21 protein-coding genes are annotated in these 21,396 nt (G+C 71.5%); 13 read left to right on the forward strand and 8 right to left on the reverse strand.

Annotation, left to right across the window (positions count from 1 at the left end):
* Positions 1-243 precede the first annotated feature (243 nt).
* The 10 genes from ACFYY7_RS11395 (at position 244) to ACFYY7_RS11440 (ending at position 11,034) form a co-directional block, all read left to right on the forward strand.
* Complete coding sequence (locus ACFYY7_RS11395; RefSeq protein ID WP_388659971.1) at positions 244-2,310, forward strand: SpoIIE family protein phosphatase; 2,067 nt, start codon at positions 244-246, stop codon at positions 2,308-2,310.
* Positions 2,311-2,448: 138 nt separating this feature from the next.
* Positions 2,449-3,837 (forward strand): wax ester/triacylglycerol synthase family O-acyltransferase, encoded by a 1,389-nt coding sequence (locus ACFYY7_RS11400; RefSeq protein WP_388659974.1) that lies wholly within the window; start codon positions 2,449-2,451, stop codon positions 3,835-3,837.
* A 172-nt stretch (positions 3,838-4,009) separates the two neighbouring features.
* Positions 4,010-5,002, forward strand: a complete 993-nt coding sequence (locus tag ACFYY7_RS11405; RefSeq protein ID WP_388661067.1) for an aldo/keto reductase — start codon at positions 4,010-4,012, stop codon at positions 5,000-5,002.
* 1 nt (position 5,003) lies between these two features.
* Positions 5,004-5,315, forward strand: coding sequence for an L-rhamnose mutarotase (locus ACFYY7_RS11410; protein WP_388659977.1), 312 nt, complete (start codon positions 5,004-5,006; stop codon positions 5,313-5,315).
* A 1-nt stretch (position 5,316) separates the two neighbouring features.
* Positions 5,317-6,171: an amidohydrolase family protein gene (locus ACFYY7_RS11415; RefSeq protein ID WP_388659980.1), complete on the forward strand. Its 855-nt coding sequence runs from the start codon at positions 5,317-5,319 to the stop codon at positions 6,169-6,171.
* Between the two features lie 71 nt (positions 6,172-6,242).
* Positions 6,243-7,103, forward strand: a complete 861-nt coding sequence (locus ACFYY7_RS11420) for an Fpg/Nei family DNA glycosylase (RefSeq protein ID WP_388659983.1) — start codon at positions 6,243-6,245, stop codon at positions 7,101-7,103.
* A gap of 88 nt (positions 7,104-7,191) precedes the next feature.
* Positions 7,192-7,944 (forward strand): LytR/AlgR family response regulator transcription factor, encoded by a 753-nt coding sequence (locus tag ACFYY7_RS11425; protein ID WP_388659986.1) that lies wholly within the window; start codon positions 7,192-7,194, stop codon positions 7,942-7,944.
* 62 nt (positions 7,945-8,006) lie between these two features.
* Entirely contained in the window at positions 8,007-8,369 is a 363-nt protein-coding gene (locus ACFYY7_RS11430) for a hypothetical protein (RefSeq protein WP_388659989.1), read from the forward strand.
* Complete coding sequence (locus ACFYY7_RS11435; RefSeq protein ID WP_388659992.1) at positions 8,366-9,847, forward strand: cation acetate symporter; 1,482 nt, start codon at positions 8,366-8,368, stop codon at positions 9,845-9,847. The genes ACFYY7_RS11430 and ACFYY7_RS11435 overlap by 4 nt, the downstream gene beginning before the upstream one ends.
* The gene (locus ACFYY7_RS11440; RefSeq protein ID WP_266727487.1) at positions 9,844-11,034 is read left to right on the forward strand and encodes a sensor histidine kinase; all 1,191 of its coding nucleotides are present in this window, start codon (positions 9,844-9,846) and stop codon (positions 11,032-11,034) included. Before ACFYY7_RS11435 ends, ACFYY7_RS11440 begins: the two co-directional genes overlap by 4 nt.
* Positions 11,035-11,053: 19 nt before the next feature.
* Here ACFYY7_RS11440 and ACFYY7_RS11445 read toward each other — a convergent pair whose 3' ends face one another.
* Entirely contained in the window at positions 11,054-11,572 is a 519-nt protein-coding gene (locus tag ACFYY7_RS11445) for a hypothetical protein (protein ID WP_388659996.1), read from the reverse strand.
* Positions 11,573-11,697: 125 nt separating this feature from the next.
* Between ACFYY7_RS11445 and ACFYY7_RS11450 the strand changes: the two genes are divergently transcribed.
* Positions 11,698-11,895, forward strand: a complete 198-nt coding sequence (locus tag ACFYY7_RS11450) for a zf-HC2 domain-containing protein (protein WP_266727483.1) — start codon at positions 11,698-11,700, stop codon at positions 11,893-11,895.
* On the opposite strand, the gene ACFYY7_RS11455 is transcribed toward ACFYY7_RS11450, so the two are convergent.
* The 6 genes from ACFYY7_RS11455 to ACFYY7_RS11480 form a co-directional block, all read right to left on the reverse strand.
* On the reverse strand, positions 11,829-12,398 hold the full coding sequence (locus tag ACFYY7_RS11455; RefSeq protein ID WP_388659999.1) for a sigma-70 family RNA polymerase sigma factor: 570 nt from the start codon (positions 12,396-12,398) through the stop codon (positions 11,829-11,831). The genes ACFYY7_RS11450 and ACFYY7_RS11455 overlap by 67 nt on opposite strands.
* Before the next feature lie 175 nt (positions 12,399-12,573).
* The gene (locus ACFYY7_RS11460) at positions 12,574-14,016 is read right to left on the reverse strand and encodes an amino acid permease (RefSeq protein ID WP_388660002.1); all 1,443 of its coding nucleotides are present in this window, start codon (positions 14,014-14,016) and stop codon (positions 12,574-12,576) included.
* Between the two features lie 109 nt (positions 14,017-14,125).
* Positions 14,126-14,587 (reverse strand): universal stress protein, encoded by a 462-nt coding sequence (locus ACFYY7_RS11465; RefSeq protein WP_351252277.1) that lies wholly within the window; start codon positions 14,585-14,587, stop codon positions 14,126-14,128.
* 220 nt (positions 14,588-14,807) lie between these two features.
* Entirely contained in the window at positions 14,808-15,338 is a 531-nt protein-coding gene (locus tag ACFYY7_RS11470; protein WP_388660005.1) for a hypothetical protein, read from the reverse strand.
* Positions 15,339-15,512: 174 nt separating this feature from the next.
* Positions 15,513-16,280 carry a hypothetical protein gene (locus ACFYY7_RS11475; protein ID WP_388660008.1) on the reverse strand — a complete coding sequence of 256 codons (768 nt, stop codon included), beginning with the start codon at positions 16,278-16,280 and terminating at the stop codon, positions 15,513-15,515.
* Positions 16,281-16,296: 16 nt separating this feature from the next.
* Positions 16,297-16,428: a hypothetical protein gene (locus tag ACFYY7_RS11480; protein WP_351252274.1), complete on the reverse strand. Its 132-nt coding sequence runs from the start codon at positions 16,426-16,428 to the stop codon at positions 16,297-16,299.
* A gap of 1,012 nt (positions 16,429-17,440) precedes the next feature.
* Here ACFYY7_RS11480 and ACFYY7_RS11485 point away from each other — a divergent pair.
* Complete coding sequence (locus ACFYY7_RS11485; RefSeq protein ID WP_388660011.1) at positions 17,441-18,259, forward strand: SAM-dependent methyltransferase; 819 nt, start codon at positions 17,441-17,443, stop codon at positions 18,257-18,259.
* Positions 18,256-20,430, forward strand: coding sequence for a putative bifunctional diguanylate cyclase/phosphodiesterase (locus ACFYY7_RS11490; protein ID WP_388660014.1), 2,175 nt, complete (start codon positions 18,256-18,258; stop codon positions 20,428-20,430). The genes ACFYY7_RS11485 and ACFYY7_RS11490 overlap by 4 nt, the downstream gene beginning before the upstream one ends.
* Positions 20,431-20,480: 50 nt before the next feature.
* Here ACFYY7_RS11490 and ACFYY7_RS11495 read toward each other — a convergent pair whose 3' ends face one another.
* The gene (locus ACFYY7_RS11495; protein ID WP_388660017.1) at positions 20,481-21,371 is read right to left on the reverse strand and encodes a LysR family transcriptional regulator; all 891 of its coding nucleotides are present in this window, start codon (positions 21,369-21,371) and stop codon (positions 20,481-20,483) included.
* Positions 21,372-21,396 lie beyond the last annotated feature (25 nt).

Here is a 21,396-nt window from a genome sequence, read left to right on the forward strand (position 1 = left end):
AGAACGTGCTGATGCGGGCAGTGCAGCTCAGGGTAAAGGTAAGGCTGGGCTTACCGTGCTCCACGGAACACCGTATCCGTTGCCGGTCCGCGGCCTCGGGGCGGTTCGCCCTACGAGACGTCCGGTCCCTCCGTGCGGTGCTCGAAATGGCGTGAAGTGCACTCGGGTGGCGCGAGTGCGGGATTCGCCCGGCCGTGCGGGGTTCGCTCGAAGAATCGGACAAATGATGGCAGAGTGACCCGCATGGATGATCGGGTAGCGGGTGCCCTGTCACTCCCGGACGACTGGCCCGCCCACCCGGATCTCAGCCTCGCCCTGAACCGTATGGGCAGCTTCGACTGGGACCTGGACAGTGGCCTCATGCACATGGACCGGCCCGCGCTCGACGTGTTCGACCTGAGGACGGAGGAGTACGACAACCGGCCGGAGACGCTGGGACTGCGGGTGCCGCCGGACGAGGGCGTCCGGCTCGACGCCATGGTCGCGCAGGCGCTCAAGCGGGGGCAGAGCAATTACGGGGCGTACTTCAGGATCAGGCGGCGCGACGGCAGCCTCCGCTGGACCCACACCCAGGGCTTCATTCGGCGGGACGGCACCGGCCGCCCGCACCGCATCATCGGCATCGTCCGCGATGCGACCCAGGAGCTGGCCGACTCGACCGCCCGCAGCGAACTGGACACGGAGCGGCGCCGCCGCACCAGCCTGGTGGACGGCACCACGGCCGCGCTGGCCCACGCCCGCACCGTCGGCGACGTCATCGAAGTGCTGAAGAACTCCCAGGGGCTGGCGCATCTCGGCGCGACCAGCCTGGTCATGGGGCTGATAGAGGCCGGGCGCATCCATCTGGTGGCCGACGGGCCGGAGGACTCCTTCGTGCCCGGCACCCGGTACACCCGGACGGACGAGCAGTACCCGATGAGCGAGGTCGTGCGCACCCTCACCCCCCGCTTCATCGAGTCCGCCACCGACTTCGCCACCTCGTACCCGATCCTGTGGCCCCACATCAGCCACCTCGGCATCACCTCGGCGGCCTATCTGCCGCTGATCGCCCAGGCCCGCCCCATCGGCGCGCTCGGCCTGCTCTACAGCGACAAGGACGGCTTCACCGGCGACGAACGCAATCTGCTGGTCGCGCTCGGCAGCTCCATCGCGCAGAGCCTGCAGCGGGCCATGCTGTACGAGCAGGAGCACGACCTCGCCGAGGGCCTCCAGCAGGCCATGCTGCCGCGTAGGATCCCGGACGTGCCGGGGGCGCAGATCGCAGTCCGCTACCGCTCGGCCCGGCTGGGCCGGGACATCGGGGGCGACTGGTACGACGTCATTCCGCTGCCCGGCGGCCGGGTCGGGGCCGTCATCGGGGATGTGCAGGGCCACGACACCCACGCGGCGGCCGTCATGGGGCAGCTGCGCATCGTGCTGCGCGCCTACGCGGCCGAGGGGCACAGCCCTGCCACGGTGATGGCGCGGGCCTCGGTCTTCCTGCACGAGCTGGACACGGACCGCTTCGCGACCTGCACCTACGCCGAGGCCGATCTGACGACCGGGGTGGTGCAGCTGGTCCGGGCCGGCCATGTCGACCCGCTGGTGCGCGAGAGCGACGGCAGCTGCCGCAGGCTTCCCGCGGAGGGCGGGCTGCCGCTGGGGCTCTCGGCCGAGTTCGAGCGGCTCGAATACCCGGTCAGCACCGTGGAGCTGGACCCCGGCCAGACCCTGGTGATGTTCACCGACGGGCTGGTGGAGATGCCGGGTGCCGATCTCGACGAGGGCATCCAGCTGCTGACGGCCATGGTGCGCAACGGCCCGCAGGACCTCCAGCGGCTGGCCGACCGGCTCTGCGAGGAGGTCGACGAGCGCGGCGGCGAGGACGACGTCGCCGTCCTGATGCTGCGCCGCAAGGCCGCCCACGCACCCCAGCCCGGCGGCCGGCTCCAGCAGCACGTCGCGCAGAGCGACCCGGAGGCGCTGAGCTCCGCGCGCCACATGATCCGGGCGGCGGTGCGGGCCTGGGGCGCCAAGGCGCGCGCCGACGAGGTCGAGCTGGCCGCCGACGAGCTGATCACCAATGCGCTCATGCACACCGACGGCGGGGCCATCGTCACCATCCGGGTGCTCACCGGCCCCGAGCGGCGGCTGCGGGTCGACGTCGAGGACCGCTCCAGCGCGCTGCCCAGGCGCCGGGACGCGGGGGAGGCCGGGGTGTCCGGGCGGGGGCTGATGCTGGTGGACCGGCTGACGGACCTGTGGGGCGTGGAGTCCCGGGGCGGTGGCAAGTGCGTCTGGTGCGAATTCGTCATCCCGGCACACGAGTGAGAAACGCACTTCTTTACCTGATAGTAACGGAACGTAAGATGTCTGTACTTGACCGTAACCGATCGCGAGCGATTGACTGCGACTCCGCAAGTCTTTGGCGACTCCGTCAGTCCTTGTCTTCGACGACATGAGGATCCGTTGGGAACTGAGCTGCTGGCACCCCTCGATCTTGCCTTCTGGCACCTCGAATCCGATGCCCACCCGATGCACCTCGGCGCGCTCGCCGTCTTCTCGCCGGCCCCCGGCCCGGCGCACGGCGCCGACGCGGAGACCGTGCTCGAACTGCTGGGCGTACGCGCCGCCGCCATTCCCCGGCTGCGGATGCGGGTCAGGGACGTACTGCTGCCCGTCGGCGGCGCGGCCTGGTTCGTCGACAAGGACTTCGACGTCCACCGGCACATCGGGCGGGTGCGGCTGACCGGGGCGGAGGCGCGGGACGAGGACGGCGGTTTCATGGCGGGCGCCACCCGGCTCGCCGGTGAACTGATGGAGCGGCCGCTCGAACGGGGGCTGCCGCCCTGGCAGATGTACGTGATCGGCGGCGCCGACGGCGGCCCCTTCGCGGTGCTCGTCAAACTCCACCACGCGCTGGCCGACGGCATGCGCGCGGTCGCCATCGGCGCCGGGATCTTCGACGAGATCGCCGCCGTCGGCCGGACCCGCGCCGGAACCCCCGTCCGCCGGGCGCGCACCGTCCCGCCCCGCTCCTGGATGCCCGGCCCGCGCCAGGTCGCCGGATTCGCGCTCGGCCGGATCGAGGATCTCGGGCGGGCGTTCGGCGTCGGCGCCTCCATGGTGCGGGCCAGCCGCCTCGATCCGCGCGGCACGCCCGCACTCACCGCGAGCTCCAGCGGCACCCGGCGGCTGGCCACCGCGGACCTGGACCTCGAAGCCGTCCAGCGGATCCGCCGCGCCGCGGGCGGCACGACCAACGACGTCCTGCTCGCGATCGTCGCCGGGGCGCTGCGCCGCTGGATGCGCGAGCGCGGTGAACCACTGCCCGTCGAGGACCCGCGCGCCCTGGTGCCGGTCTCCCGGCGCAGGCCGGGCCAGGCCGCGGCGTCCGGGAACAAGCTCTCCGCCTATCTGCTCGGGCTCCCGGTCGGCGAACCCGACCCGTGGCGGCGGCTCGCCGTCGTCCGCGCCGCCATGGACCGCAACAAGGCCGCGGGTCCCTTCCGCGGCGCCGGCGCGGTCGCCGTGCTCGCCGATCAACTTCCCTCGCTCGCCCACCGCTTCGGTGCGCCGATCGCCGGGAACGCCGCCAGGATGCTCTTCGACGTCCTGGTCACCAGCGTGCCCCTGCCGCGTTCGGCGCTCTCGCTCGGCGGCTGCCCGCTGCGCGCGGTCTACCCGATGGCGCCGCTCGCCCGCGGTCAGTCCCTCGCCGTCGCGCTGTCCACGTACGGCGGCCGGGTGCGGGTCGGGCTGGTCGCCGACGGCAAGGCGCTGCCCGATCTGGACCGGCTGGCGCGCTGCGCCGACGACGAGCTGGCCGAGCTGCTCGCCCTGCTGTCGGCGCACTGAGTTGACGCCCGCCCCGGACCGGCCACAGAAACGCTGCCCCCGATCGGTCATAGATCGGACAGATATCCAGGAAAGTGCCACAACCAGTGGCCGCCGAGGTGTTGACGTGCCCAAGTGATCCGATGAATATTCCTGTGTGCAGGAAACGATCATCGGGGAGGGCGGCGGAAGCATGCGGCGCAACAGGCTGGGAAGCAGCGCGGTCGAGGTCACCGAGCTGTCCTTCGGGGCGGCCGCCATCGGCAATCTCTTCACCGCCGTCGACCCGGCGCGGGCGGCCGCCGCGGTCGACGCCGCCTGGGACGAGGACGTCCGCTACTTCGACACCGCGCCGCACTACGGACTCGGCCTCTCCGAACGACGGCTGGGCGAGGCCCTGCGCTCCCGGTCCCGCGACTCGTACGTGCTGTCCACCAAGGTGGGGCGGGTGCTCGACCCGCTGCCCGCCGACGCCACCGGCTCCGGCTACAACGCCGACGGCCTCTCCGAGGGCTTCGCCGTACCCGCCACCCACCGCCGACGCTGGGACTTCAGCGCCGACGGCGTACGCCGCAGCATCGAGGACAGCCTGGAGCGGCTCGGGCTCGACCGTATCGACATCGCCTATCTGCACGACCCCGACGACCACGCGCGGGCCGCGTTCGACGAGGCGTACCCGGCACTGGAGAAGCTGCGCGCCCAGGGCGTCGTCGGCGCCATCGGCGCCGGGATGAACCAGACCGCGATGCTGACCCGGTTCCTGCGCGACACCGACGTCGACGTGGTGCTCTGCGCCGGGCGCTACACCCTCCTCGACCAGTCCGCGCTCGACGAGCTGCTGCCCGAGGCGGCCGCCCGGGGCCGCAGCGTGGTCGTCGGAGGGGTCTTCAACTCCGGGCTGCTCGCCGACCCGCGCCCCGGCGCCACGTACGACTACACGGCCGCGCCCCTCACCCTCCTGGACCGGGCCCTGCGGATCAAGGCCGTCACGGAGGGCCACGGCGTCCCGCTGCGGGCCGCCGCCCTCCACTACCCGCTCGCCCACCCGGCCGTCGCCACGGTCCTCGTGGGCATCCGCTCCCCGGGCGAGGTGCGCGACGCCGCCGCCCTGCTCCGCCGCGAGATCCCGGACGAGCTCTGGGACGAGCTGCGCGCCGAGGGCCTGCTGACCGAGAACGGACACTGACATGAGAATCGCCCTGCACACCAAGGTCCGCGCCGACCGCATCGAGGAGTACGAGGCCGCGCACCGCGAGGTCCCGGCGGAGCTCACCGCCGCGATCCGCGCGGCGGGCGCCACGTCCTGGACGATCTGGCGCAGCGGCACCGACCTCTTCCACGTCATCGACTGCGAGGACTACGCCGCACTCCTCGCCGAGCTGGAGCGGCTCCCCGTCAACATCGCCTGGCAGGCCAGGATGGACGAACTGCTCGACGTCGCGCACGACTACTCGGCCGACGGCGCCGCGGCCGGGCTCCCGGTCGCCTGGGAGCTGTGACATGACCGGTCAGGAACGGATCGTCGACGCCCACCACCATGTGTGGGACCTCTCGGTACGCGACCAGGACTGGATCACCGGCGACGGACTCGCCCCGCTCCGGCGGAACTTCACCCTGGCCGACCTGGAACCCGAGGCACGCGCCGCCGGGGTGTGCGCCACCGTCCTCGTCCAGACCGTCACCGTCGCGGCGGAGACCCCCGAGTTCCTGGCGCTCGCCCACGACAACGACCTCGTCGCGGGCGTCGTCGGCTGGTGCGACCTCACGGCGCCGGACATCGCCGACACCCTGGCCCACTTGCGTGAACTGCCCGGCGGCGACCGGCTCGTCGGCATCCGCCACCAGGTCCAGGGCGAGCCCGACCCCGGCTGGCTGCTGCGCCCCGAGGTCCTGCGCGGACTGCGCGCCGTCGCCGACGCCGGGCTCGTCTACGACCTCGTCGTCCAGGCCCGCCAACTGCCCGCCACCGTCCAGGCGGCGGCGCTGCTGCCCGAGCTGGCCTTCGTGCTCGACCACGCCGGCAAGCCCCCCGTCGCCGCCGGTGAGCTGCGCCCCTGGGCGGACGACATCAGGGCGCTGGCCGCCCGCCCCAACACCGTCTGCAAACTCTCCGGCCTGGTCACCGAGGCCGATGTGCGCTCCTGGACCGTGCACGACCTGCGCCCGTACGCCGACACCGTCCTCGACGCCTTCGGCCCCGACCGGCTGATGTTCGGCTCGGACTGGCCCGTGTGCCGGCTCGCGGCGACGTACGAGGAGGTCGTCGACACGGCACGCACCCTCACCGACGCCCTCACCGGGGAGGAGCGGGCTCAGGTCCTCGCCACCACGGCCGAGCGGGTCTACGGCCTCTGAGAGCCACCACGGCCGAGCGGGTACAAGGCCGCCGACAGGCACCGGACCGACGCTTTTGGCAGTCTGGGACCATGCCCGAACTGCCGGAGGTCGAAGCCCTGCGGGTCTTCCTCGACGACCACCTGGTCGGCAAGGAGATCGACCGCGTCCTGCCGCTCAACGTGAGCGTCCTCAAGACGTACGACCCCCCGCTGTCCGCCCTCCACGGTGGTGCGGTCACCGGCATCGCCCGGCACGGCAAGTTCCTGGACATCGGCGCCGGGCCGCTGCACCTGATCACCCATCTCGCGCGGGCCGGCTGGCTGCGCTGGAAGGACGCCTTCCCCGCCGAACCGCCGCGCCCCGGCAAGGGGCCCCTGGCACTGCGCACCGTGCTGACCGGCGGCGACGGCTTCGACCTCACCGAGGCGGGCACCACCAAGCGCATCGCCGTGTACCTGGTGCACGATCCGGCCCAGGTGCCGGGCATCGCCCGGCTGGGCCCCGACCCCCTCGCCGACTCCTTCGACCGCGACGCGTTCGCCGCGCTGCTCGCCGGGGAACGCCGCCGGATCAAGGGCGCGCTGCGCGACCAGTCGCTGATCGCCGGCATCGGAAACGCCTACAGCGACGAGATCCTGCACGTCGCGAAGATGTCGCCGTACCTGCTCACCGCGAACCTCACCGACGAGCAGATCACCGCGCTCCACACGGCGACGCGCACCACGCTCCAGGACGCGGTGGCCCGATCCAGCGGCCTCACGGCCGGGAAGCTCAAGGCCGAGAAGAAGAGCGGGATGCGGGTCCACGGACGCACCGGCGAGCCCTGCCCGGTCTGCGGGGACACCATCCGCGAGGTGTCGTTCAGCGACTCCTCGCTCCAGTACTGCCCGACCTGCCAGACCGGCGGCAGGCCGCTGGCCGACCGCCGCCTGTCCAGGCTGCTGAAATGACCCGCCGGGGTGCGCGGGCGGGCCGGTACGCGAAGAAGCGGTGAATCACCGGGCTCCGCACCCCCGTGCGCGCTCTACACTCCGGCCCATGCTGCGCGTACTCGCCGTCGACGACGAAGAACCCGCCCTGGAGGAACTCCTGTACCTCCTGCGCGCCGATCCCCGGATCAGCAGTGCCGAGGGGGCCACCGGGGCCACCGAGGCGCTGCGCCGCATCGGCGCCGCCGTCGAGGCGGGCCCGGACGACCCGGCGGCCATCGACGTCGTGTTCCTGGACATCCACATGGCGGGCCTCACCGGTCTCGACGTCGCCCAGCTGCTGGTCGGCTTCGCCGCGCCTCCCCTCATCGTCTTCGTCACCGCCCACGAGGGCTTCGCCGTCCAGGCGTTCGATCTGAAGGCCGTCGACTACGTCCTCAAACCCGTACGCCGCGAGCGGCTGGCCGAGGCGGTGCGCCGGGTCGCCGAACAGGTGGGCGACCGCTCCGCGCCCGTGCTCGACACCGCGGGCGACCAGATCCCGGTGGAGCTCGGCGGAGTCATCCGGTTCGTCCCGATCGACGACATCGCCTACGCCGAGGCCCAGGGCGACTACGCCCGGCTGCACACCGCCACCGGCAGCCACCTCGTCCGCGTCCCCCTCACCACCCTGGAGGAGCGCTGGCGCTCCCGGGGCTTCGTACGCATCCACCGGCGCCACCTCGTCGCCCTGGGCCGGATCGACGAACTCCGCCTCGACGCGGGCAGCATGAGCGTCCGCATCGGCACCGCGGAGCTCGCGGTGAGCCGCCGCCACACCCGGGCGCTGCGTGATCTGCTGATGCGCCAGACCGGCCGCTGACCAGCACCGACCAGGATCCGGCCCTTCCCACGGCGGTCCGGCGCCGCATACACTCCGGGCCCATGTCCGCAGAGCCAGCGCCCCGGCGCGAAGTGGTGACGGGGGAGCCCCGGCGGGTGCGCCCGCTGCCGCGCTACCGCACCCAGTCGGAGATCGACGAGCAGACTGCGCTCGGCGGCGCGTACGTCCGTTCGCTGATGCGCAGCCAACTGCGGGCCGGGATCACCGCGTTCACCGTCCTCGCCGTGGTCGTCGGGACGCTGCCGCTGGTCTTCGAGGCCCTGCACAGCGCCGCGCTCGTCTGGGCGGTCCTCGGCTTCGCCGCCTACCCGCCGCTCACCCTGATCGCCTGGTGGTACGTGCGACGGGCCGAGCGCAACGAACGCGACTTCGCCCGGCTCGTGGAAGGCCGCCCCGCACAGTGAGCCGTACGTACGCGGTGGCGGCGGTCGCCGCCGTCGTCCTCGCGACCGTCCTCGTCGGCGGCTTCGGACTGCGCATCTCCCGCACCACCTCCGACTTCTACGTCGCCTCGCGCACCGTACGGCCCCGGCTCAACGCCGCAGCCATCAGCGGCGAATACCTCTCCGCCGCCTCCTTCCTCGGCATCGCCGGCCTGGTGCTGGTGCACGGCCCGGACATGCTCTGGTACCCGGTCGGCTACACCGCGGGCTATCTGGTGCTGCTGGTCTTCGTCGCCGCACCGCTGCGCCGCTCGGGGGCGTACACCCTGCCCGACTTCGCCGAAGGAAGGCTGGAATCACGGCAGGTGCGCAGACTGGTCAGCGTCTTCGTGGTCGCGGCGGGCTGGCTCTACCTCGTACCGCAGCTCCAGGGCGCGGGGCTGACGCTCAAGATCCTCACCGGGGCGCCCGGCTGGCTCGGCGACGTGCTCGTGGCCTCCGTCGTCGTCATCGCCGTCGCTGCGGGCGGCATGCGCTCCATCACCTTCGTCCAGGTGTTCCAGTACTGGCTGAAACTGACCGCGCTCCTGGTCCCCGCGATCTTCCTGGTGCTCGCCTGGCAGGGCGACGGACGCCCCCGCGTCAGCTTCGACGAGCAGCTCTCCGTCTTCCGCGCCGACCACCCGCTGTACGCCACCTACGGGCTGATCGTCGCGACCTTCCTCGGCACCATGGGGCTGCCGCACGTCGTGGTCCGCTTCTACACCAGCCCCAACGGCCGCGACGCCCGCCGCACCACGGTCGCCGTCCTCGCCCTCATCGGCGTGTTCTACCTGCTGCCCCCGGTCTACGGAGCCCTGGGCAGGCTGTACGCCCCCGAGCTGATCCACGGCGGGGACGCGGACGCCGCCGTGCTGCTGCTGCCCGGCCGGATCGTCGGCGGACTCGGCGGGGAGCTGCTCGGCGCGCTCATCGCGGGCGGCGCGTTCGCCGCGTTCCTGTCGACCGCCTCCGGGCTCACCATGGCCGTCGCCGGGGTCATCACCCAGGACGTCCTGCCCTCGCGCGGGGTACGACACTTCCGGCTGGCCACCGTCCTCGCCATGTGCGTACCGCTGGCCGGTTCGCTGATCGTCAGCCGGGTGCCGGTGGCCGACTCCGTCGGCATGGCGTTCGCCGTCTCCGCGTCCTCCTTCTGCCCGCTGCTGGTCCTCGGCATCTGGTGGCGGCGGCTCACCCCGCCCGGCGCCATCGCCGGACTGCTGCTCGGCGGCGGCTCCGCGTTCCTGTCCGTCGCCATCACCGTCAGCGGCGCGGTCCGCCCGCCCGGCTGGCCGCACACCCTGCTCGCCTGGCCCGCCGTCTGGTCGGTGCCGGTCGGCTTCCTCGCGATGATCCTGGTCTCCCTCGCCACCCCCGGCCGGATACCCCCGGGCACCAACGCCGCCATGACCCGCTTCCACCTGCCCGAAGCACTGACGTCGGGGAGGCACCGATGACGAGCGCCGGATACGCCGCACTCGTCCTGCTCGCCCTGCTGCTGCTCGGCGCGGGTTTCCTGCTCGGCCGCCGCACCGCCCGGCCCCTGCGCACCAGCGACGTCGGGACCCCCGTCGAGCACGCCACCTTCGAGACCCTGCACACCGCCTCGCTCGCCGCGCCCCCGCTGCGCGCCGGTCTCACCGAGGAGAGCGCCCGCAGGTCCGCCCGCCGGCTGCGCTCCCTGCTCGGCACGGAAGCGCTCTGCCTCACCGACCGCGACCGGGTCCTCGTCTGGGACGGCGAGGGCGAACACCACGGCCGCCACGTCATGGACCAGGTCCGCGACCTGCTCGCCAGCGGCCGGGACACCGCCTTCCGCAGCGACTGCGACGACCTGGACTGCCCGCTGCGCTGGGCCGTCGCCGTGCCGCTCACCGTCGACAACCGGGTCCTGGGCACCCTGATCGCCTACGCCCCGCGCGAATCCGCGGTGCTGGCGCGCGCCGCCGGAGAGGTGGCCCGCTGGGTCTGCGTACAGCTGGAACTCGCCGAGCTCGACCGCTCCCGCACCCAGCTCATCGAGGCCGAGATCAGAGCGCTGCGGGCCCAGATCTCCCCGCACTTCATCTTCAACTCGCTCGCCGCCATAGCCTCGTTCGTCCGCACCGACCCGGAACGGGCCCGCGAACTCCTGCTGGAATTCGCCGACTTCACCCGCTACTCGTTCCGCAGCCACGGCGACTTCACCACCCTCGCCGACGAACTCCACTCCATCGACCAGTACCTGGCACTGGTGCGCGCCCGCTTCGGCGAACGGCTCCTGGTCACCCTCCAGGTCGCCCCCGAGGTACTGCCCGTCGCCCTGCCGTTCCTCTGCCTCCAGCCGCTCGTCGAGAACGCCGTCAAGCACGGCCTCGAAGGGGCCGTCACCTCCAGCCGCATCACCATCAGCGCCCTGGACGCCGGCTCCGAGGCCGAGGTCGTCATCGAGGACGACGGCACCGGAATGGACCCGGAGCGCCTGCGCCACATCCTGCGCGGCGAGGGCGGCCACTCCACCGGAATCGGACTGCTCAACGTCGACGAACGGCTGCGCCAGGTGTACGGGGACGACTACGGCCTCGTCATCGAGACGGGCATCGGCGCCGGGATGAAGATCACCGTACGGCTGCCGAAGTACCGTGCCGGGGTGCACGGTTCCTGACCGGCCGACCGGGTCCCTGTCAGTGGAGATGGATCGCCAGATGCCCCAGCGGCAGCCCCAGTTGCCAGGCCGGCGTCCACACCTGGGCCGCCTCCTCCGCTTCCGGCCCGTCGCCCACCGGCTCCCAGGGCGGCGGCGCGATGGCGTCGAGGTCGGCCGCGAGCAGCTCGGTCTCCTCCAGCCAGCGCCAGGCTGCGCGGGCCAGGGCCAGATCGGGATCCGGGCCGGCCGTGCCGGACACCGGGGCCGCGCCGAGCGCGTCCAGCCGCTCACGGACCCAGCCGCACCACGTCGCCCCGTACGCCGTCAGCAGGCGCAGCTCGTCCAGCCGGGCCGCGGGCAGCGCATCGGCCACCGCGCCGTCCGAGAGGAATACGGTGAGAGCGAGGGCATCGCGCCCCGCTCGGTACTCCAGTGTGGACGGTTCCATCAGATCGCCGGTCCGCAGCAGCTCATCGGCGATGTACTCCGCGTACATCCAGGCCATCGGGACCTGCAGCCCGGCCCCACCGGTTCCATTCTGACGCTCCGGGCACATCCCGTCTCGCCTCTTTCTCTGTTCGGTACCGCGCTTCACGGAGCATTGAACCGGGGGAGCGCGCCCCGCGTGGCCAGAAGGACAGGATCCGTCACCACCGGATGCGTCGACGACACGAGGATGCGATGACCGCCGATCCCGGGGAGGGCCCGCACGTGCGCCATGCGCTGGGCGCCTACGTACTCGACGCGCTCCCGGCGGGCGAGACCCGCACGGTCTCGCGCCATCTGCAGTCCTGCGACCGCTGCGCCGCCGACTACGTGGAGGCCGCGGAGGCCGTCTCGTTGCTCGCCCTGCTGCGTGAGGAGGACCTGCTGGAGTAGCCGGGGAGGTTGTGGGAGAGCCGGCGCAGCGCGTAGTAGGAGCGCGACTTGACCGTGCCCGCCGGAATGCCGAGAACCCGGGCCGTCTCGTCCACGGTGAGCCCGCGGAAGTACATCTGGACGAGGACCGCGCGGTGCTCCGGACTGAGGGTGCGTACCGCGTCGCGTACGTCGAGCGCCGAGACCGTGGTGTCGGCGGGGTCCTCGCCGGCCGGGGTGGTCTCCAGCACGGCGTCGCCGACCTCGGCCGGCCGGGCCTGCCTGGAGCGGCGCGCGTCGATCGCCAGCCGCCGCGCGACGGTGAAGAGCCAGGGCCGCATCGAGTCGTACGGGGCGTCGAAGGCCTCCGGATGCTGCCAGGCCCGGACCAGGGTCTCCTGGAGCAGGTCCTCGGCGCGCTGCCGGTCGCCGAAGGTCAGACCGAGCAGGAAATGCAGGAGGGCGGGCCCGTGCTCCCGTTGCAGATCCGCGAGGGTCCGCTCATCGGTCGTCGTGATGGTCATCGTGAACGCCCTTTCCGCCGAGGCCCTGCGGCTTCGCTGCCGACTGGCGTATACGAACGCATCGGGGCGCCGAGGAACAGGCGGTGGGCGGCCTCGTGCGACGAGCGGTCGCACAGTGCGGCGAATGGTGCGGTGAACGGTCGGGCGGCGGCCGGGCAGCCGCCCGATCACCCGGTCAGCCCGTCCCCGTCCCCGTTCCGGAGGTGTTCGCCATGTTCGACTTCCGGTACGAGTAGCCGAAGTAGATGACCAGACCGATCAGGAACCAGATCACGAAACGCACCCAGGTCTGCCACTGGAGGAAGGTGATCAGCCAGATCGAGAACACCACCCCGAGCGCCGGGACGAACGGCATGCCGGGGGTGCGGAACGTGCGCGGCAGCTCCGGCTGCTTGTAGCGCAGCACGATCACCGCGATGCACACCACGACGAACGCCAGCAGAATGCCGATGTTGGTCAGCTCGGCGGCCTCGCCGATCGGCAGGAACCCGGCGATCAGGGCCGAGGCGCCACCGACGATCCAGGTCACCCGGGTCGGCACGTGCCGGGTCGGATGGGTCTTGGCGAACCACTTCGGCAGCAGCCCGTCACGGCTCATCGAGAACCACACCCGGGTCACGCCGAGCATGAAGGTGAACATCACCGTGAGGATGCCGATGATCGCGCCCACCGCGATCACATCGGCGAGCCGGTCGAGCCCCACCGACTTGAAGGCCGTGGAGAAGCCGGACTCCGGGTCGATGTCCTTGTAGCTCTGCATCCCCGTCAGCACCAGGCACGCCGCCACGTAGAGCACCATGGAGATCCCGAGGGAGTACAGGATCGCCTTCGGCATGTGGCGCTGGGCGTCCTTGGACTCCTCGGCCGCAGTCGACATGGCGTCGTACCCGAACACCGCGAAGAACACCGTGGCCGCACCGGTGAAGGCCCCGCTGATCCCGAACGGGAAGAACGGGGTGTAGTTGGCGGTGTTGATGTGGAACACACCGACGCCGATGACCAGCAGGACGACCAGGACCTTCAGGACGACCACGACCGTCTCGAAGCGGGCCGCGTTCTTGATGCCGAGGGTGAGCAGGTACGCGACGAGCAGACAGAGCAGCGCGGCGAACAGGTCCACCTTGTGGCCGTCGCCGGTGCCGGGCGCGCCCAGCATCCACTTCGGGACTTCGAGCCCCATCTCCCCGAGCAGGAAGCTGAAGTAGCCGGAGATGCCGATGGCGACCACCGCCACGATCGCCGTGTACTCCAGCAGCAGGTCCCAGCCGATGAACCAGCCCACCAGCTCGCCGAGCACCGCGTACCCGTAGGTGTAGGCGGAGCCGGCCTTCGGGATCAGGCCCGCGAACTCCGCGTAGCTGAACGCGGCCGCGGCACTCGCCACACCCGCGATCAGGAACGAGACCAGGACGGCGGGACCGGCGGTGCCGTTCGCCACCGTGCCGGCGAGGGTGAAGATGCCCGCGCCGATGATGCCGCCCACGCCGATGGCCGTGAGCTGCCACAGTCCGAGCGTTCTGGTGAGCTGAGTGGTGGCTTCCCCCGCAGGCGCTTTCTCGTCGATCTGCTCGATCGGCTTGCGGCGCAGCACACCCTCGCCCACTCGGAGCCTTGCCATGAGTCACCTCTCCGCTGACGGCTGTCCCTGACGGGCGCTCATGATGGCTCAGGCGGAGCCGGTGCGGAAGAAGGCGTGCCGTCCGTCGGAGTGAAGGATTCCGCGGCGCCTACGGGACCACCGTGACGGGCCAACGGCCTGCCTTCACCAGCCGGATCGCGACCGAGCCGATGAACCGGTGTCCGGCCGATTCCGACGCGCCCACGACCACGGCGTCCGCCTTCAGTTCGTCCGCCGCGGTCACGAGCCCGTTGTAGGGATCGCCGCGGAAGGTGTGGAACTCCCAGCGCACGTCCCATATTTCCTTCACCCGTTGGGTCGACTCCCGGATCTCGCTCACCAGTCCCTCCGCGACCTCGCCGGTCGTATCGGCGATCGGTGCGCCCAACGCGGCCCCCGCGGGCAGCACCGGCTGGACGTAGACGAGGGCGAGCATGGCGCCCTGGCGGCGGGCGAGCCCCGCAGCGTAGGCCGCGGCACGCATGGAGGAATCGGACCCGTCGAGGCCTGCGACGATCACTTTCGGGCCGTCTGTGCCACGTTCGAACTTATGAGGCTGCGGTTCTGTCACGGCAGCGAGGTTATCCGCTGCTCGGGCCGACTCCGGAGCGGGCTGCGGCATGCCCTCGGCCGGGGCTGCCGGATGCCCCGCCGGGGATCCCTCCATCGGGTGCAGAACCGTCCGGGGCCGGGCGCTTCGGCCCCGGCGTCGGGACCGGACCGAAACGCCCGTCGCCCCGGGGCCCGCAACGGGACCCGGGGCGACTTCTCGGTCGGCACCTACCCTGCTGTCAGTGCGAGCGGCGCTCCCTGCGACGGCGTGCCACCAGGACGGAGCCGGCGACCGCTGCCATCGCCGACGCCGCTCCGGCGGCGATCTCCACCCTGTTCATCGTGCCGATGCCGCCGCCGAGCCCGCCCTGCGCACCGGCCGGGGCCACCGCGGGACGGGAGGCCCGTGCGGGAGCCGCGGCGATCGTGAGACCGGACTTCGCCGTGGGGTCGGGCGACGTGCTGCAGATGAACGTCACTTCGTAGGAGGCGCCGGGTCTCGCGTCCCAGTCGACCGTGGCCACTCCGGTGCCACCCGCGGGGATGGTGACGGTGTCGAAGACGGCCGAGCCGGCGGTTGCGGTTGTGGAGCACCCCCGGGCGGCCAGGGTGACCTGGCTTCCCGGCGAGATCACCGACGGGGTGACGGTGAATCCGGTCGCGGAGGACGCGCCTCCCGACGTCGTTCCGTACGCGGCTGCGGACGGAGCGGTCAGGGCGAGAGCGGCGGCGCCTAGCAGGGCGACGGGTGCGACGCCTATTGCGCGCATGGGTGAGCCTCCGGATCCCCGAGGAGCACTTGCGGAACGAGTTTCCACAAAGCGTCAGAAATGCACCTCGACGTGCCAAACGCTAGGAGCCGTGCATACCGCCCGCGATCGGAGTGCGCCGCTCGGGCTCCGGGTTCGCCCGAGCGGCGCACTCCGGCCCGTTCTGACGGACCGCTAGCCGCCGGTGGCGCGGGGGAACAGATCGAGGAACGGTGCCGCGGTGGCCGAGATGCCCCGCCCGAAGGGGGAGTCGAAATCCCAGATCAGGAACAGCAGAAAGGCGATCAGAACACTGAAGAGGCCCGCCAGCAGGAGTTCCCGGAACGTTCTGCGGATCTGCAACGTGAACATCAGCCCAATGGTCACCAGGGCTCCGACGATCAAGCCGAACCAGACCACGCCCGGCATGGTCGCACCGGCGCTCTGCCCGCGTGCGCTGCGTGCGTCGTCGGCCGCGGCCACCTGGTCGACCAGTGGCTGATATGCCTGCCCCTCGTGGTCGTTCCTCGGCTGGTACTGGGTGACATCGGCGCGCACCTTGGCCAGCAGGCGGGTCCCTTCGGGGGTGAGGCTGCCGTGCTCGCTCATCGCCCGCCACTCGTCGTTGACGACGTGGTGGACGTAGGCGTCGACATCGGCGCGGATGCGGGAGCGCACCTCGGCCGGGTAGACGGCGGAGCGGACACTCACCTCGTGCAGTGCCTGGGCCTCCTGACGTACGTACTCCTGCGCGGCGCCACGTCCCTCCCAGACGCCGGCGATGGCGAGGCCCAGCACGATCGCGTAGACCACGCCGATCATCATCGTCATGTACTCGATGACGTCAGGGGTCTCGGACGGGTCGTCGTCCTCCCCGATCCGGCGGTTGTTGAGTACGGCGATGGTCAGCACTACGGCGCTGGCCGCGGCCATGGCGAGGGCGAGAACAAGCCATTCCGACATTGTGATCCTCCGGAGGTCAGCGGGAGCGGGGACGCAGTACGGCGACGGCGAACACCGCGGGCGCCGTGATCAGCAGGGTGAGGTTGACCAGGGAGGTGCCGTGCCGCACGACCTTGCGCGGCGGCTTGCGGTAGGTGGGCAGCGCCACGGGCCGGGGTGTGGGGCGTACGGACGGCGAGGGGGACGGCGTCGGTGTGGGCGACGGCGTGGGTGTGGGCGCCGGCGCGGGGGGTGGCGGCACGGGCACCGGCTTCGCCCGCGGCGGTGCGGGTGACGGCGGTGGCGGTGGAGGCGGCGGGGGAGGCGGTGGCGGAGGTGCCGGTCGTGGTGTGGGTGGTGGCGTCGGCTCGGGAACCGGGCCCGCGTGGCAACTGCCGTCGCCCGACGTAGCGATCGATGAACTGCCGCCGCTCTCACCGATGGAGGCGTACGCGCAGCTGTCCGCGACCGCGGGCGCCGGGGTGCCGAGCAGCCAGAGAAGGGCGACGGCTGCCGTGAGCCGTCCTATGAGTGATCCGTACACGACCGGGAGCATGTTCCGGCAGCTCACGGGACACGCGGAGCGAGGGCGGGATTCGCCTGATGGTGGGGACCTGGAGCGGCGGACGTTTGCCGTCGGGGGAGGGCCCGGGACCAGGCAGAACCCGGCAGGGGCGGGGCCGGTGCCCGATGTCATGGGTGGTGCGAGTGCCCTCGGCAACTGGGACGAGCCGTCGGGAAGTTGACGCGTCCGGCCAGGCCGGACCGGTGAAGTGGCGGTGAAGCGACCGGACATTGCCTCATTGGTAAAGAACGCTTCCAAAGGCGTCGCCGCCAAGGCATTTGTCACCGCCAATCGACCCGGCGGACCCAACTGCCGGTACATCGCCGGCCATCCGGTCCGGAACTGAATCCGCCGATGTGAAACCGGCGCCGTCACCGGATTCACCAACAGCCAAGGCCGCAACGGAGCATGGGGTCCGGAGACACGTCGCAGGGACCGGTCCGGCATCGAATGTCACCCGCAGCAACGGCCCGGTTGCACATGCCACTGGTGTGTGACCAATAACGGACGGCTAATTTCCGTTTCCGCTCGCTCTCTTGGCAGTCGATCAGTAGCCTCTGGACAACACTGACCATGGACATGGCCGGATCGCCGTGGCGACTTGTTGGAGACATCGATGGAGCGTCCCGCCTGGGCACCGCGAGGCATTGACATTTCAGTGCCGAGCGTGTCTCGAATGTACGATTTCTATCTGGGCGGATCGCACAATTTCGAGGTGGACCGGGAAGCGGCACGCAAGGCCATGGAGTTCATGCCGGGACTCCCCAAGATCATGCAGGCGAATCGCGCCTTTATGCGGCGAGCCGTGCGTTACGCGGTGAGCGAGGGCATCAGTCAGTTTCTGGACATCGGTTCCGGAATACCGACCTTCGGCAATGTGCACGAAGTCGCCCAAGCAGCCGACCCCGAGGCCCGGGTGGCGTACGTCGACCACGACCCGGTCGCGGTCGCGCACAGCCGGGCCGTGCTCGAAGGAAACGACCGGGCGGTGATCGCCGCCGCCGATCTGCGCCGCCCGCAGGACATCGTGAAAAGCCCGGAGATCTCCGGACTGCTCGACCTGGACCGCCCGGTGGCCCTGCTGCTGGTCGCGGTGCTCCACTTCATCGAGGACTCCGACGACCCGCAGACCGCGGTCGCCGAACTGCGCGAAGCGCTCGCCCCCGGCAGCATCGTCGTCGTGACCCACGCCTCGTACGAGGGCCTTCCGCTCACCCGGGAAGAGGCGGGCGGCGCGGTCGACGTCTACGAGAACATCCGCAATCCCCTGGTCATGCGGTCCCGCGACGAGATTGCCCGCTTCTTCGAGGGGTACGAGATGGTGGAGCCCGGCCTCGTGTCGATGCCGAACTGGCGCCCGGACGCCCCGGTGGTGACGGAGCAGGAGGACCCATACGCGTTCTCGGGCTTCGCGGGAGTGGGACGCAAGGCGTGAGCATCCCCGCCCAGTCGTCCGGTGCGCCGGACACGGATCCCGACGGCCCCGAGGATCGGCTCCGGCGATTCGCCACGATCTGGAGCCGGGCCATCTTCCCCTCGACGGCCACCTCCTTGACGCGCACCGAGTTCGAACAGCATCTGCTGCCGCTGGCCCGCGAGCTCAGCGACATCCTGCACGCCCGGCCCTTCGACGCGGCACCCGCGGTCGAGGTGGGGGCAGCCCTGGTCACCGCGCACTGCACCGATCCGGACGCGCTGAGCAGCACGCTCGGCGTCATCGACTCGTACCTGGTGCTCTACTGCGGAAACAACGGCGCCACGGCGTTGTCGACCGAGGACAGCAGGGCCCGCTGCGCGCGGATCCAGCACACCCTCGCGGGCGGCTTCACCCAGGCGCTGCGCGAGCGCACCCTGGCCGAGCAGGAGGCCATCGCCCGATCGGCGCTGACCGCCCGCACCGACGCCGAACACGCGCTGCACGCGACCGAGGCGCGCTTCCGTGCCGTCTTCAAGGACGCGGCCATCGGCATCGGCATCGCCGACCTCGACGGCAAGGTGCTGGAGGTCAACGACACCCTCACCCGGATGTTCGGCGGGCTCGACCACCATGTGCGCAGCCACAGGCTCAACGAGTGGGTCCACCCCGAGGACTCGCCGCACGTGTGGAAGTACTACGACGAGCTGGTGCGCGGAGAACGCGAGCACTACCGGGTCGAGAAGCCGTACTACCGCAACGACGGCACGGTGCTGTGGACCAATCTGACGGTGTCGCTGCTGCGTGACGCAGACGGCAAGCCGCAGTACCAGCTCGCGCTGATGGAGGACACCACCGAGCGCCGGCTGCTCAATCTCCGGCTGCGGTACGAGGCCACCCATGACGCGCTCACCGGCCTGCCCAACCGGACGCTGTTCTTCGAACGGCTGGAGAAGGCGCTGTCCGCCGCCGACAGCAGCAGGTTCGGCCTGTGCTACCTCGACCTGGACGGCTTCAAGGCGATCAACGACAGCCTCGGTCACGCGTCGGGGGACCGGCTGCTGGTCGAGGTGGCCGACCGGCTGCAGAGCTGTGCGACGGCGCCCGGAGAGATGGTCGCCCGGCTCGGCGGCGACGAGTTCGTGGCCCTGACCACCGGACCCGACACCGAGACGGAGGTCGCCGAACTCGCCTGCCGCATCCTCGGCGTGCTCGGCACCCCGATCCGTCTGGACGGCCGCGAGCTGACCGTACGCGGATCCATCGGGGTCGTCGAAGGACCGGCCCGTGAGCGCAACGCCGCCGAGGTGCTGCGCAGCGCCGACATCACGATGTACCGGGCCAAGTCGGCGGGCGGCAATCGCTTCGAACTCGCCGACGACGAGGCCGACGCACGGGCCATCACCCGGCACGGGCTGACCACCGCGCTGCCCGCCGCCCTGGAGCGCGGCGAGTTCTTCATCGAGTACCAGCCGCTCGTGCACCTCGACGACGGCACGGTGCACGGCGCGGAGGCGCTGGTGCGCTGGTGCCACCCGCAGCACGGGGTGCTCGGCCCGGACCGCTTCATCCCGCTCGCCGAACACACCGGGCTGATCGTGCCGCTGGGCCGCTGGGTGCTGGAGGAGTCCGTACGCCAGGCCAACTTCTGGCAGGAGCGGCACACCGACGGCGGTCCGCTGCGGATCAACGTCAATCTCTCACCGACCCAGCTGCACCATCCGCGGCTGGTCGCCGAGACGGTCGACGTGCTGGAGCGCTCGGGGCTCGAACCCGGGGCGCTCTGCCTGGAGGTCACCGAGTCCGCGCTCATCGGCGCGGACGACGACCTGCTCAAGCCGCTGCGACAGCTGGCCGAAATGGGCGTGGACATAGCGCTCGACGACTTCGGCACCGGGTACTCGAACCTGGCGAATCTGCGCCGGCTGCCGGTGAGCGTGCTCAAGCTGGACCGTTCCTTCACCATGGGCATGCAGCAGCATCCGGCGGACCCGGTCGATCTGAAGATCGTCGAGGGGATCGTCTCGCTGGCGCACAGCCTGGACCTCGCGGTCACGGTGGAGGGCGTGGAGACCGGCGCCCAGGCGGAGCAGCTGCGCAAGCTGGGCTGCGACACGGCACAGGGCTGGTACTACGCCCGGCCGGGTGCGCCCGACCGGATCCACTCGCTGCGGCTGGCCGACGCCGTGTGAGGTGACGGGTACGGGGCCTCCGGCCGACCCCGTACCCGCCGCCTCGGCGCTCAGGCCCGTCCGGCGGCGAGGAGCACCTTCTGGAGCTCGCGTGCCGCGCGCGGCGGAGCCACGTCGCTGCGGTGCGCGAGCGCGATCGTGCGCCGCAGCCCGGGGCGGGCCAGCGGTGTGGTCCGCAGGCCGTGGCCGGAGCGGACGGCCACCATGCTCGGCACCACGGCGATCCCGAGCCCCGCCCGTACGAAGCCGAGCACGGCGTCCATCTCGCCGCCCTCCACCGTGAACGACGGCTCGAAACCCTCCGCCCGGCAGGCGGCGACCGTCAGCTCCCGCAGGTCGTAGCCGTGCCGGAACATCACCAGGGGCTCGCCCTGGAGGTCGGCGATCCGTACGCTCCCGCCCCGGCCGGGCCTCGGCTCCCGCGCCGAGGACACCACGACCAGGTCCTCCCGGAGCAGCTCCACCGTGGTCAGCGCGGGCGACGCGGCGGGCAGGGGCAGCACCACCAGCGCGAGATCGAGCGCGCCCCGCGCCAGCTCCCGCACCAGGTCGAGCGAGCCGCCCTCCTCCAGCAGCAGCTGGATCCCCGGATGCCGGTCGTGGAAGGCGCGCAGCACGTCGGGAAGCAGGCCGGTGCAGAGGCTGGGCGTCGCGCCCAGCCGGACCCGGCCCCGGCGCAGCTGCGCCAGCTCCTGCACCTCGTGGCGTGCGGTGTCCGCGTCCGCGAGGATCCGGCGGGCCAGCGGCAGCAGGGCCTCGCCGGCGTCGGTCAGCGTGATGTTTCCGCGCGCCCGGCTGAACAGCTCCGCCCCCAGCTCGCTCTCCAGCGCCCGGATCTGCTGGGAGAGCGAGGGCTGCGAGACATGGACCTCCTCGGCGGCCCGGGTGAAGTGCCGGGTCTCGGCCACGGCCACGAAATACATCAGCTGCTGGAACTGCATACACCCACCCTACCGAGGTCGATAG

The sequence above is a fragment of the Streptomyces sp. NPDC001933 genome (assembly GCF_042890955.1).
GTDB lineage: Bacteria > Actinomycetota > Actinomycetes > Streptomycetales > Streptomycetaceae > Streptomyces.

What these genes read in the sequence shown, in the direction of transcription:
- ACFYY7_RS11450 (WP_266727483.1), top strand. Translation starts at nt 11,698, where the DNA reads ATGACCGCCGATCCCGGGGAGGGCCCGCACGTGCGCCATGCGCTGGGC.
- ACFYY7_RS11405 (WP_388661067.1), top strand. Translation starts at nt 4,010, where the DNA reads ATGCGGCGCAACAGGCTGGGAAGCAGCGCGGTCGAGGTCACCGAGCTG.
- ACFYY7_RS11470 (WP_388660005.1), bottom strand. Translation starts at nt 15,338, where the DNA reads ATGCGCGCAATAGGCGTCGCACCCGTCGCCCTGCTAGGCGCCGCCGCT.
- ACFYY7_RS11425 (WP_388659986.1), top strand. Translation starts at nt 7,192, where the DNA reads ATGCTGCGCGTACTCGCCGTCGACGACGAAGAACCCGCCCTGGAGGAA.
- ACFYY7_RS11430 (WP_388659989.1), top strand. Translation starts at nt 8,007, where the DNA reads ATGTCCGCAGAGCCAGCGCCCCGGCGCGAAGTGGTGACGGGGGAGCCC.
- ACFYY7_RS11395 (WP_388659971.1), top strand. Translation starts at nt 244, where the DNA reads ATGGATGATCGGGTAGCGGGTGCCCTGTCACTCCCGGACGACTGGCCC.
- ACFYY7_RS11495 (WP_388660017.1), bottom strand. Translation starts at nt 21,371, where the DNA reads ATGCAGTTCCAGCAGCTGATGTATTTCGTGGCCGTGGCCGAGACCCGG.
- ACFYY7_RS11475 (WP_388660008.1), bottom strand. Translation starts at nt 16,280, where the DNA reads ATGTCGGAATGGCTTGTTCTCGCCCTCGCCATGGCCGCGGCCAGCGCC.
- ACFYY7_RS11420 (WP_388659983.1), top strand. Translation starts at nt 6,243, where the DNA reads ATGCCCGAACTGCCGGAGGTCGAAGCCCTGCGGGTCTTCCTCGACGAC.
- ACFYY7_RS11455 (WP_388659999.1), bottom strand. Translation starts at nt 12,398, where the DNA reads ATGACCATCACGACGACCGATGAGCGGACCCTCGCGGATCTGCAACGG.
- ACFYY7_RS11460 (WP_388660002.1), bottom strand. Translation starts at nt 14,016, where the DNA reads ATGGCAAGGCTCCGAGTGGGCGAGGGTGTGCTGCGCCGCAAGCCGATC.
- ACFYY7_RS11445 (WP_388659996.1), bottom strand. Translation starts at nt 11,572, where the DNA reads ATGTGCCCGGAGCGTCAGAATGGAACCGGTGGGGCCGGGCTGCAGGTC.
- ACFYY7_RS11415 (WP_388659980.1), top strand. Translation starts at nt 5,317, where the DNA reads ATGACCGGTCAGGAACGGATCGTCGACGCCCACCACCATGTGTGGGAC.
- ACFYY7_RS11440 (WP_266727487.1), top strand. Translation starts at nt 9,844, where the DNA reads ATGACGAGCGCCGGATACGCCGCACTCGTCCTGCTCGCCCTGCTGCTG.
- ACFYY7_RS11410 (WP_388659977.1), top strand. Translation starts at nt 5,004, where the DNA reads ATGAGAATCGCCCTGCACACCAAGGTCCGCGCCGACCGCATCGAGGAG.
- ACFYY7_RS11485 (WP_388660011.1), top strand. Translation starts at nt 17,441, where the DNA reads ATGGAGCGTCCCGCCTGGGCACCGCGAGGCATTGACATTTCAGTGCCG.